This window comes from Haloarcula sp. JP-Z28, from assembly GCF_011440255.1.
GTDB classification, from domain to species: domain Archaea; phylum Halobacteriota; class Halobacteria; order Halobacteriales; family Haloarculaceae; genus Haloarcula; species Haloarcula marismortui.
In genome coordinates this window covers 34732-46565 of sequence record NZ_JAAOHT010000024.1, presented here as the reverse complement: position 1 = coordinate 46565, position 11834 = coordinate 34732, and the positions used below count along the sequence as shown (strand labels likewise).

The window sequence follows — 11834 nt, the reverse complement described above, 5'->3', positions numbered from 1 at the left end:
CGCTGCAGCCGATTCCGACACGAACCGGCTTATTGGGAACATATCGGGCACCGCTAGCGCGGTGCCCTTGCCCTCTTCGACTTTCAGCCGCTGCTCTCGCTATCAACAATCTCCTTCGCAAGAGCGATAAAATATAATGGCTAACTTACTGACAACAATTGCCGGAGCTGACTCAGGTCGCGACGGCCTGAGCGCGACAGCGATACCTCTACCTTTTTGTTGAACTGCGTGCCTTTTGCATGGGTTGCGGTGGTTCCTGAACTTACCTGCTGACTGACCGCGACCCCGCGCCGGGACCTGGTGAGGCAGGTCCCACAACGGCGCGAGTACGTACCCGTAGCTGATGGGTGACTGGTATGTAAACCCCCCTTGGACTTCCGGGGGTAGGCGAGTATTACGAAAAGAACCGGTGTCTAACTGTCCATTCAGATAGCACGATCAACAAGTTCGTGGACCCAGTCGGGCGCGTCGAGGTTTGCCTCAACGCCATCGTCCCACGACTCAACGACCTCGTAGCCACCTGTACGGTTGATTTCCAGTCGCCAGCGGCGCGCGTCGTCAGCAGCCTGAGGTTCAACTTCGAACTCAGCTGTGTCGTCGCCGGTCGCACCGAGGTACTGGACGTCGAGTTTTGTCCCATCATGTAATTCGACGGTCTGCGCCTCTGTTGCGGCCATACACTGGTAATTAGGTGATACTAACTAATAAAAGGGCCTTGTAGTTCCGGGGGGTGGGGTTCGCTAACCAACACTGAGTCGCTATCGCCGCCGGGTGTTGGTTAGTCAGAGTGGATGCTGAGATTGGCCTTAGTGCCTCAGTATCGGTCAGTATATCGGCCCCTACCGATCTAAACTACGAGCTCATATCTTCAGCTTGTGCCTCCGTTGGCACGTAGAACATGTCTTTTTCTGGGTCATGAGGATTTCCTGCTGGAACCTCATCGCACGGAACAATGTGAATGTCGCCATTCTTGTGAGTGGCTCCTTTTTGATCATCATCTAACTTCTCTTTCGCCTGGCGGACGTTCTTTCGGACTGCTTCCGGATCGACATCCCGGTATCCTGCCCATTCGAATGGCTCCTTGTTCCTCCTCTCAGTTACCCAGTAGTCGAGGGCCTCAGCTGGACTCATATCATATCGGGACACAAGCTCCTGGAACCGTTGGAATGTGTGCCATTCGCCATCTTTCCAGCCTTCTGGGTAACGAATATTGATTGGATAGAAGAAGGAGTCTTCGTATGACCGAGCCAGAGTACCAGGAACAGCTAGTGTGATCTCATCGTCCTGAAACTCTTTCAGGTGAGCAAATGCAACAGCTCGTAGTTTCCCAGCGTCGTAATCGTATCCTGCCTCACGAAATTCGTTCGCCAATTCGGCCTCGTTGAAAGCCAGCCAAACACCCTCCATTCCCTCCCCCAGCCAGTGATCGTATCCAGACCGAAGTCGAGAATTCTTGAAATGCTTGTGAAGCCGACTTTGAATAACCATTTCTAGCTTGTCAGCGGTTTGACTTAGTTCGTCGTAAGTAAACTCCGCTTCCGCGGCCATGTCTTTGAGGTATTGGTCTTGGACAGCCATATCCCAACTATATGTTGTATCGGTATATTTCTAGGGGAAGTTCCAAACTATAAGTTGGCCAGATACGATGTCGTATACCAGTCCGAACTGTGTGTCGGGAATGAGGGGTACGACTGCTTATACCACTTTTACCGCGGTTTGCGAACCTTCTTAGCATGGTCGGCCCAACCATTGGTCCACTTCACTGATGCCCTACTACGGCGACATTTCCGGCGATTTCAGGAACCTTCTAAACGAAACCTGTGATGTCGTGACTGTTGCGGTTGTAGGGGGAGATCTGCACGACTGCTACCGGTGTCCGAAGCGCGCCGTCCGGAATATCCAGTATATGGACGAAGCGAAGTGGTACGAGATGGAACCGAATGAAAAGCGGCGGTTTATGGATTGCTTGGCCGATAATCAAGCCGATCTCGAATTTGGGTTTGCTGTGTTCGAAATGTCGAATTTCACCACTCTCGACTCCCACTACAAACTGTTTCAGGATGTCTCATTTCCACCAGTCTGGGATATCGCCATTCGGGCTTTTGCATATATTGAAATTCTAAACGAACTCACTGGGAATGGCCGAACTGAGTTTTATGCGGACCAATTTCGGTCGACGAAGCAATCTGATGAACTCTGTGACCTAATCCAGGAGTTCACAGAAGGAATCGATGTGGAGTGTGTTTCGTCCAGGCAAGTTGACGGCGTGCAGGCGGCTGATTGCTTAGCTGGCGCTGTCTCAGAGGAAAGGAAAGGCGGGACACCGTGGCTGGACCACTTCGGGGCAGAAGCCAGTATAGAAGAATGCTCTCATTGGGCACTCTCACATCTGGAGCACGAACTCACGAGATGAGTACCGGCCCGTGTTTGGCCTCCCACCCACTCGCCCAAAACCTGCCGAAATCAAGCGAAATCTCCACAGAGATACGGGCTAAGGCGCTGTTCACGCCCTGCAGGGTCATGGGCCGCCCACGGCGTTATCGGTACTTAGTTCTATCAACTCCGGGTTAGTAATTCTTGTGGCATTATCTACCCATCAAAAGCTACGGCACGGGCACCTGCAGATCCAGCGGCGATGAAATAGAGCGGTCACAGGCCCAGTAAACCCGCTTTCTGTCCTCGTCACGGCGGTCGACGAGGTCGTAGTCGACGAGCTTCTGTAGTTTCGTGCGCCGGTCCCGCTTCGAGATGGGCATCTGGTCGTATCCGTCGTAAGCAACCGTAGAAATCGCGTCGTAGCGGTCGTTGATGGCTGCTGTCTGGACTTCTCCTTTCCGGCGGATGATCTCGTACAGGATGTGATGGTGCAACGGCAGACTCTCCAGTGCCTGCTCGCGCAGCTGCCGGCGCGCCCGGTCGAACGAGTCCTCGACGTCGACGTCCTCGATAGTCGTGTGACCACGCTCGGTCGCCAGCTCGGCCGCGGCCCGCAGCGCGAAGATCCCGCGGCGAGCCACACCGGCCGCGCCGTCGGCGAGCATCCGCAGTTGCCCGCGTGAAATCGCGCCACCCTCCAGGCCGACTCGCTGGCGGGCCTCAAGGATATCGGTCAATTCGCTGGTTGTGAACTTATCCAGTTGCAGACTGCGGTCGGTCAGTCCGTGGCGAGTGCTTTCGTCGACGCGAGAGAGCCAGTCGATTTCGTCGTGGCAGATGGCGATCCACGAAATATCGGGCACCCGTCGGAGGACATCGAGGACGTCCGCCTCTGGTAAGTCGTCGCCTTCGTCCAGGACGACGACGGTGGGCTCGGACACCCGTTCCTGCAGCGTCGCGATGAGCTCTTCCTGGGGCGTGGTTCGTGCTGGATCTGAGCCGGGCAGTTCCTGGAGGATGGAACGGACGATGCCGGCTGTCGATGTACCGAGACAGTGGACGTGTGCCGACGGCGTCGGCTGTTGTCGATTCAGTCGGTCGAGGGCAGCCCGAGTCAGCACGGTCTTGCCGACACCTTGTGGCCCGTGGAGCAGGACGTCCTCGGCACGAACTCCCTCCAACACTGGCGTGAGTGCGTCGGTCAAGACGGTCATCTCGGCCTCTCGATGCTGGACGTCGGGCAACCAGTCGTCACGGAACACCGACCGGTCAGTTATCATGCTGTCTGAGTGTGATGAGAGACTGGTATATAAATGGGGCTTACACTTCCGGGGGTGAGTTGATCGAGTCCCAGCGCGAAGACGCAGTGGTTGATGACATCCACGACCTCTTCGAAAGCAAGTGGGACTGGTACGACGAAGAAACCACCGATTATCAAGCTCGTTATGAATTGCGGCACGGTGAGATTGACGGGGAAGCCCCGCTCCCAATGAACTGTGACAACCACGATATGCAGCGACACTGCATCGGCAAATCGTTCTGTCCATACAACATTTATCAGAGCTTGCCCTTCCCCGAGTCGATGTACGACCAACTCGATGATAGTGGTGGTGCAGGTCAGTACCAATCTTGAGCCGGGTTGGAACATGGTTGTAGGTGCGGTCTACTTCTCTTTGCTCACTCTCTGCTGTATTCACAGTTCTTATTCGCAGGGGCAGCCTGTTTGAGAGAAATATCAGAATCAGAGGGGTTGTCTGACGATTGTTCGTAGTCCCCCGGCTAAATCCTAGATGTCCCGTGTCAAGACTTCTACGTGGCAATATACCGCTTTCGCACCAAGCTATGCGTGGCTAAAACCCCGTATCGGCTGAAATATGGTGTTTCAGAACGCCTATCGCAGTGTCCACACTCTTTGAGGGTGAGTAGAGGGCCAAATATCGAGTATCGGCTGAAATCCAGCGTGTCCACTCTTCTAAGGGGTGTCCACACTCTATAGAGCGGTGAAATTGAGCCAATAATTGCTAATATGCTGAAATCCGCCGTGTCCACACTTCTGAGGGGTGTACACACTCTAATTGCTGACTTTCACCCTCAAAAATTGGGTTATACTGCCGTTTATCATCGCTCTCAAAGGCTCTGAAACCATATATTGACTTCTGAAACGCGAAAATAAGCGTACACACATCAGTTATAGCCTTAGAATTGATTAGAGGATATTTAATTAATTCTGCATCTCCTGCCGCTCGTGTATTGTTGGGGTATTTGTCCAAAGAGAAGGGGGACAATACGACAATACGGAGGTGAAGCCAGAGCCGACCGGAAGTGGGCTTCAGACGAGCGCCAAGGGGGCGACCCCCAAGAGGGGCGAACTATCAGGATGGCTAGACAGACGCGAAGGTGAGACCGACAAGCTGGCGACACAGCAACGGGCCGCCGGCAGTGGTGGCCCAGTGGGGCAGTGGACGTCGTCGACGGTGGGATAGTGGGCCAGGCCAGAGCCAGAGTGAAAGCGAGATCGCGACGACTGGGTGGGCGGCCACCAGGGTGACAGTGGAGGAGGACTGACTCGAGGACCAGTGGGAAGAGTCATCTTGCACACGGGGTGGTGGGCCCTGAACGAAGAGGGAGACACAGTGGGCGAGACAGTAGACGGCCCATGGGGAGAGACGCAATCCTATCAGGTTCACAACACAGGCATTTTCGCGCGTTATCGGACTGGGTCATCGCCGTCGCGACGGCCCACAACAACACTCGAAACAGGGGGCGCTCTTTCAGCGGAAACGGTGGGGTGTTCTCCATCGGTGGGACTACCGGCAACACGACCGCGACGACCGTGACCGAGAGTGACCAGTCCTCGAAAGCCCGCGGGTGCTCGACCGACCGAGCTTGTCGACGAACATCAGACTGCCCTCCGGTCGACGGCCGGGTCCGTTTCATCGCCCCAGTAGGCTACCAACTGCCCGACAGCAAAACTCGACAGCGCGAGCCCCAGCCACCACAGCGCCGGGCCGCCGATCCCCACGAGCGCCAGCCCGACGACCAGCGCACCGAGCTTCCGTGGGTGGCCGCGGGCTTCGGTAACCCACGAGCCCTCGGGCACAATCACGAGTCTCCCCCCAGCGCCCGGTCAAGACTGTCCCGCATCCCGGCCAGCACCTCGTGGCCGTCCTCAGTCACCGAGTACGTTTCTCGGCGCTTGTTCGGTCCCGACGCTTCGACCAACCCCGCCGCTTCCAGTTCCGACAGCGTGCGCCGCACATGGCGCTCGCTGGTGTCGAGTCCCTCCTGTGCTTTCTGTGCGATGAGTCCGCGCCAGCCGTCGCAGTCGTGGGCGTCGACCAGCAACAGACAGGTCTGTGCGACCGGCGAAAGGTTCGCGAAGGCCGCCCAGTCCGGGTCGTCCTCGACGCCACCGAGATCCGCCATTACAGTACCTCCGTTGTGAGCCAGTCGACGGCCCCTTTCCCGGCCACGTCCCACGCGGTGCCAGCCCCAGCGACGATATCACCGATCATCTGGCCCACGTCGACGCTAATCCAGCCCGTCGCCATTCCCAGCACGAGCGCCCCGACAGTGAGCGCGCCGAATGTTGCGACCGTGCCGACGGCCGCCACCAGTCCGCCGATGATACTCTTGATGCGCCGGAACTTGTAGCCGCCGTACACGACAGCTGTGACCAGCGCGACCTCTTTTCCGAACTCCGCAACGAGTGCGCCGAACCAGTCGAACATCAGTCGTCACTCCCTCCGTTGCCGCCACTGCCACGAGCGATGATATTGACCTGCGGTTGGTCGTCATCGGGCGAGTTGTTCGCGCGGTACTCCCGCACGAGTTGGATGACCGCGTAGCCGGCGATGACCAGCACGATCACGAACGCATCGGAGTTCACCAGTGCCGTCAGCAGGTCGCCCTCACCGAGTGCCTGCAGTGCCACGACGCCGCTGATGCCGACAATCGCAATCCACCGAGCGGTCGTGAACTCGCCGGCCCGCTGCAGGACCACCAGCGACCCGAGGGCGATACCGGCGACGGCCAGCATCGCGCCCAGTTCCGGCCCGATATCGATGTAGCCCGACTGGATGGCGGCCACCAGTGTCGCCGCGCCGACGGCGCTCGTTAATATGGTGTTCTCGCCCAGCGTGACGATGGCGTCACCGAGGGCTTCGATGCCGCTGACGACACCGTCCTCGACGAGCCCGCCGACGCGGGGCAGCTGTCCGGCGGCCGACCCAGCGCTGGTCGCGAGCGAATCGACAACCTCACGCGAGCGCTCGGGCCGGCGGCCGATCACGAACAGCATCGCAATCGACCCGAATAGTGCGACCAGCCCGACGAGGTTGCCCTGGTCGGCCGCGCCGAAGATCGTCGACGCGCCGCCGGGGTTCGCTGTCGGTGCCGATGCCGTTTTGACCCGCACCACGGAATCGATACTGTCTTTGGGTACCGTCATCGGCTCACGGCCTTGCACGCGGTCGAATCGCTGGCTGGTGTCTACCTCATAGACGCCGTACCACGTCTCTTCGGTCGCGCCCAGATATTCGACAGTGAACGACTCGCCGGCCCGCTGGCCCGGGTCGACGGTGAACGCCGGGCTGGTGGCGTTCGTTCGCTGTTCGGGCACGCTCGCCCGAATGGTCCCGTTGACCGGCGAGAGTTGGACCGGTGCGGCCCGGACGCCGACCTCGCTCCCGCTGACCGCTTCCGGGAAGTGAACCCGCTGTTCGTGGCCCGTCGAGAGTTCGGCATAGTCGCCTTCCGCCGAATAACTCTCGTTGACGCCGTAATGGAGTTGCTGGGCTTGCGAGGTATTCCCGACGCTGATGTAGGCATCACTCGCCCAGCTGTCCAGCCGGACCCGCGAGTTCAGGTCGGTCCCGACGGGCGTGGCTTGCATGACCGTGACCGCGCCGTTATGCACGTCGATCTTCGAGCCGACCGACCGGAGTTCGACGGTCGTGCCCTCTGGAACGGTGCCGCCGGTCAGTGCGGCAATGTCGACCTGCAGTTCCGTGCCCTGCATAGACCGCGCCGACGCCGGCACTTCGGTCCAGCCGCCGGACTGGTCGAGCCGCACTTCCAGCGTCCGCAGCGAGATGATGTTCTCGGCGTGGGGAATCGTCAGCGTGGCACTCTCGCGGCTGGAGAGGTACGTGCGAGAGATATTGTAGCGCTCGCTGAACGCTTCGTTCTGGAAGGTGACAGCCCGCTGTGTCGTCAGTTCGTGGTGGTAATCGACTTCGACGGTGGGCGCGGGAGCATCGCTGCCGGTGTCGCCGTCGCCAGCGACGACGGTGACGTTGTTCTGGCCGGACTGTAGCCAGCTGCTATTCGCGGAGAGTGTCGCCGTGTCGTCTTGGCCGAGCGTGCCCGACATCCGTACCGGCTGGCCGTTGATGATGACGCCAGCGTCCTCGGTGACAGTGCGTTCCGTGTAGCCGATATTCACGTCGACAGCGCCCGATTGCGTGCCGACGAGTGCCTCTGTCACGCCGCTGTCGAACTCGTTGATTTGGACGGTCTGGGATTCGCCGTCGGCGAGTTGGCCGATGTACTCGGCTTCGGCCGTGCCGTCGTTGTCGATATCAAGCGACGGGTCCTGCGTGACCGTCGTCACAGTTGAGCCGGCTTCGACGCCGACTTTGTGGCCGGTCGACACCTGTGCAGTCTGACTGCCCGGTGAAATATCCGTGACCGAGCGCGTGACCGTCTCGCCGTCCATCAGGACGCCGCTATAGGACGCATCAGCGGTCCCGTCGTTGTTGATATCGAGCGACGGGTTCTTTGTGGCCGTCCGCTCGGTGTAATCGATATCGGCGTCGACCTGTCCACCGTCGGTCATGACCGTCGCCGTGTGTGAGCCTGTCGGGATGTTCGATGCGTCCACGGTGGCCGACTGCGAGTCAATCAAGATACCGTTGTAGCTGGCATCGGCGTTCCCGTCGCCATCGAGATCGATGCGCGGGTTCTTGCTGGCAGTCCGGTCAGTATAGGACATATCGTAGTCGACAGATGCCGATCCCGTTGTGTCCGTAGATATATCGACAGATGACGCTGCTGTGGACAGGTCGAGTCGTTTGGTTTGGGTCTCGCCGTCGGCAAGCGACCCAAACGATGCCGATGCGCCGTCGTTCGTAGAGACGCTGACACTGTTTACCGAGGGTTTGACATCTGCGCTAACCCACGGCGCAATCTCCATGCTGGCGGTTGAGATCGAGTCTGGCACAAATTCGATAGTATATGTCTCTCCGGCTTGGACAGAGTCTCCATTATAGCTATCATACTTAATCGAATTGTCGAGACTTTTGACTCCCTGCCCCTCTTTCACCACCACTTCGCCAGTTGAGGTTATTGTATTGCCGTCCGAGTCATAGATGTTGATCTCCTTACCATAGACATTGCCCTCCGAACTTTGGACATAAAAGTGGATGTCGTTGATTGACCCGGATGTTTGCGGCGTCCAGTCGAGTGTCACAGTGCTGCTACCGTCGAACGTTTGTGACGTACCGGATTTATCTCCGGCCGTCTCTGTCATGGTGGGTGAATGGCCGGTCACTGTGACGCTTGGATTGTTGCCGTTCCCGTCCGTTGGCTCTCGATTCCCGGTCATGGGGAGCGACCGAGTAACCGATGACCCGGTAGTTCCGGTAATCGAGTGCGACGACCGAGACGAGTATCCCGAAAACGTCACTGCAGCGTTGTTTGCGGGGATGTTCCCACCGACAGTGTAGGATATCGTCGCCCCGTCAGACAGACCGGTGTGTGACAGGCTTCCCGTACTCGTTGTTGACTTGCCGATGAACGTCGCCGAGACATCTGTGGCCGGCTGATTCCCGTCGACGCTGTAGTCGACAGTCCCACCGTCCGACAGCGTTGTCGAGAACAGTCCCGCGTCACTCGTCGTCTTGGTCACGCCCGTAAACGTCACTTCCGGGTTCCGTGGCGCGAGGTTATCGCCAGCGACCGCCAGCGGAATCGACTGTCCGTCGGTCGCGCCGATGACCTGTTTCGTGTCGCGTTCGGTGTTGACCTGCCCAGTGAGCGTGATTTCTGGGTCCGTCGCACTGTCGAGGTCCCGAACCTCATACAGGTGGGTCGTGCCGGTCGTCGCCGGCTGGCCGTCGATCTGCAGTGTCCCGCCGAACGTGATCGTGTTCGTCGAAAACCCGCTGACCCAGAACTGTGCTTCGCCGTTGCGGACGTGAATCTCTTCTTGATACACCTTGCCAGATTCATGCACGACACCGACGACGGCTGGCACCGACCCGTGCTGGTCTTTGAGCCAGTCCGTCGAGACGCCGACCCAGCGGCCGTCATGCGTGCGGTCGTCGGTCAGATTCAGCGCGGGCTCGCCGTCGACGGTCGTTGTCGACGCCCGGAGTGTCTGTGCGCCCGCCGATGCCGACAGCGACGGTTCGGTCGTGTTACTCTCGACGTGCGTCTCTGGCACGGTCGACAGTGGTTCGTCCGGGTCGCGCGGCGCGGTACTCAGTTCGTCGAACGGATTGCTGGCTGGGTTGGTCGGCGTCGACGCTGACTCTGCCTGTTGGTCGTCGCCAGTCGGCGTCGAGTAGACTGTCCCACTGTTCGCGTCGTCGGGCGCGTTCGACTGTGGCGCGAACACCATCGGCGCGGCGACGGACACGATGACGACCGCCAGCGCCATGCCGACAATCGACAGTTGTTCACTCGACAGTGGCAGGTCATCACTGTCCATCAGAATCACCTCCAACAGCGTTCAGGGGGGTCCCCCCTTCCGTTCCTGTTCCAGATACGCGCGCGTAACGAACGGACATTTTTGTCCGCTCGCGGTGATCGGTGCCGCCGCGGCCGCCAGCCGGGCCGCCGCAGCCGGTTGTCGTGAACGTAAAAGGCCGTTCGATATCGGATACGACCAGCGGCGTTGCTGGGTCAGTCATCGGCCACGACCTCCGTTGTCGCGCCGGGCCCAGTCCGTCTCGGGATGCGCGCCGCCACGATCTCCGTGCTACCGTCGGGGTTGAACATGATATCATAGTGATTCTGGGTCGTTGTGATCGGGTTCTCCGGGAACGTGCCATCGGCATACGGGCTCGACAGCGCTTCGAGCACCTCAGGCTCGTCACCAGAGATATCGATGATGCCGTCGCCGGGCGCGAGGACACGCAGCTCGTGCACAGCGCCACCGGCCGCGCGGTACTCGTTGAGAATTGTCGGCTGGTCATCGTCGTCGGTCGCCACCTGGAGGTCATCGACGATCATGCCGCCGTCGTCGCTGGTCGACACGTCGACGGCTTCTGGAATCCCGAGCCGCAACTGGAACTCCGGCGTGTCGTGTGGGTAGCCCAGATCGGAGAACTGAAACTCCGAGAATCGGCTACCAGTGTAGCACAGCCCGAAGCCCTTCGGTCGCTTCGACAGCAGGTCTTGGTCTTGTTCGAGGTCCCGGAACGGCTTCGGTGCCTCTGTCTTGGTCGTACGGTTCCCGCAGTCGTGGTTCGAGAGTTCGACCCAGAAATCGAACTCTTTGAGCCAGTGGTTGTGAACATCCTCTTCATGATGGCCGTAGCCGACCAGCGACAGGCCGGCCGACCGCATTTCCTTCGCGATATCGGCCATGATTTTGATACACTGATGCGTCCAGTGCCCGGACTCGCCACCCGGCGCTGACTCCGGTGCGAGCATTCCGAACTCGTCGATGTGGGCGGTCATCCAGTTGCGGTCGCCATCGCTATCGACGCGCAGGCCGTCGAAGGTCCGTGCCGCGAGGAACCCGAACCACCAGTGCGATGCCGGCGTGGGGTTCGGCTCGTTCTTGGGGACGAACGTCGGGTGTTCGACCGTTGTGTCCGCCGTCGACAGCGCGTCCTCGCACTTGCGGAAGTACGGGTCCGGGAACACGACGTTGTACGTTCCTTTCGGGTGGTTCTGCAACCGCTCGACAAGTTCGAGGACATCCGAGTAGTATCGCACGTCCCGGCAGAGTTCGTCGGGATCGGGATCGTCGCGGTCGACGGCTTCCATCCACCGGCCATCAACGTCGACGCCGCTGGGGAGCCACAGCGTCGTCCAGTCAGCCATCCGCCGCCAGTCCGAGCTTTTCTGCCGGCCGTTCCTGACGACGCGCTCGTCGTTGTGTTCCATCTGGTATGTGGCAAACTGGTCGGCAGCTGTGGACTTCCCCGAGCCCTTCGGCGCTTCGACCATCGTCAGTGATGCGCCCGGGGAGTTCACCGTCGACGGGCCGTCTGCGGAGTTCTCGATATGGACGAGGAAATCCGGGTACACACCCGACAGCGCCGCCCCCTCCCGTGGATAGAACGCTTCTGGATCAAACGCTGGGATATCGAACCGCGTCCGAATCATCTCGGCGTCGTCATCCCAGTCACCGGGCGGGTCGCATCCGTGGACGACTTGTGCGCCCTGTCGTGTCTGTTCGGTGAATCCGTCCTGTTCTGCCTTTGGTTTTCTCTGTGACATCG

The 11834-nt window shown here is 59.5% G+C and carries 11 protein-coding genes; 2 read left to right on the top strand and 9 right to left on the bottom strand.

Annotated elements, in window-relative coordinates; all coding sequences use genetic code 11:
- Positions 1-425: 425 nt before the first annotated feature.
- Complete coding sequence (locus tag G9463_RS11080; protein ID WP_165896731.1) at positions 426-677, bottom strand: hypothetical protein; 252 nt, start codon at positions 675-677, stop codon at positions 426-428.
- A 175-nt stretch (positions 678-852) separates the two neighbouring features.
- Entirely contained in the window at positions 853-1578 is a 726-nt protein-coding gene (locus G9463_RS11075; RefSeq protein WP_165896730.1) for a hypothetical protein, read from the bottom strand.
- A 187-nt stretch (positions 1579-1765) separates the two neighbouring features.
- On the opposite strand from G9463_RS11075, the gene G9463_RS11070 reads away from it, so the two are divergent.
- A complete protein-coding gene (locus G9463_RS11070; protein WP_165896729.1) occupies positions 1766-2413 on the top strand; it encodes a DUF3800 domain-containing protein in 648 nt (215 codons plus the stop codon).
- Between the two features lie 190 nt (positions 2414-2603).
- Here the strand turns inward: G9463_RS11070 and G9463_RS11065 are convergent, their stop codons facing one another.
- Entirely contained in the window at positions 2604-3656 is a 1053-nt protein-coding gene (locus G9463_RS11065; RefSeq protein WP_165896728.1) for a Cdc6/Cdc18 family protein, read from the bottom strand.
- A 59-nt stretch (positions 3657-3715) separates the two neighbouring features.
- Here G9463_RS11065 and G9463_RS11060 point away from each other — a divergent pair, with 59 nt between their 5' ends.
- Positions 3716-4009: a primase-associated protein gene (locus G9463_RS11060; RefSeq protein ID WP_240150018.1), complete on the top strand. Its 294-nt coding sequence runs from the start codon at positions 3716-3718 to the stop codon at positions 4007-4009.
- Positions 4010-5275: 1266 nt separating this feature from the next.
- On the opposite strand, the gene G9463_RS11055 is transcribed toward G9463_RS11060, so the two are convergent.
- From G9463_RS11055 to G9463_RS11030, 6 genes are read right to left on the bottom strand one after another with little or no spacing between them, the layout of a single operon-like run.
- Entirely contained in the window at positions 5276-5476 is a 201-nt protein-coding gene (locus G9463_RS11055) for a hypothetical protein (protein ID WP_193569596.1), read from the bottom strand.
- A 2-nt stretch (positions 5477-5478) separates the two neighbouring features.
- Positions 5479-5802 (bottom strand): transcriptional regulator, encoded by a 324-nt coding sequence (locus G9463_RS11050; protein ID WP_165896725.1) that lies wholly within the window; start codon positions 5800-5802, stop codon positions 5479-5481.
- Positions 5802-6107 carry a hypothetical protein gene (locus G9463_RS11045; RefSeq protein ID WP_165896724.1) on the bottom strand — a complete coding sequence of 102 codons (306 nt, stop codon included), beginning with the start codon at positions 6105-6107 and terminating at the stop codon, positions 5802-5804. Before G9463_RS11045 ends, G9463_RS11050 begins: the two co-directional genes overlap by 1 nt.
- The gene (locus G9463_RS11040; protein WP_165896723.1) at positions 6107-10090 is read right to left on the bottom strand and encodes a hypothetical protein; all 3984 of its coding nucleotides are present in this window, start codon (positions 10088-10090) and stop codon (positions 6107-6109) included. Before G9463_RS11040 ends, G9463_RS11045 begins: the two co-directional genes overlap by 1 nt.
- Positions 10080-10292 (bottom strand): hypothetical protein, encoded by a 213-nt coding sequence (locus G9463_RS11035; protein ID WP_165896722.1) that lies wholly within the window; start codon positions 10290-10292, stop codon positions 10080-10082. The genes G9463_RS11040 and G9463_RS11035 overlap by 11 nt, the downstream gene beginning before the upstream one ends.
- The gene (locus G9463_RS11030) at positions 10285-11832 is read right to left on the bottom strand and encodes a hypothetical protein (RefSeq protein ID WP_165896721.1); all 1548 of its coding nucleotides are present in this window, start codon (positions 11830-11832) and stop codon (positions 10285-10287) included. Before G9463_RS11030 ends, G9463_RS11035 begins: the two co-directional genes overlap by 8 nt.
- Positions 11833-11834: the final 2 nt, after the last annotated feature.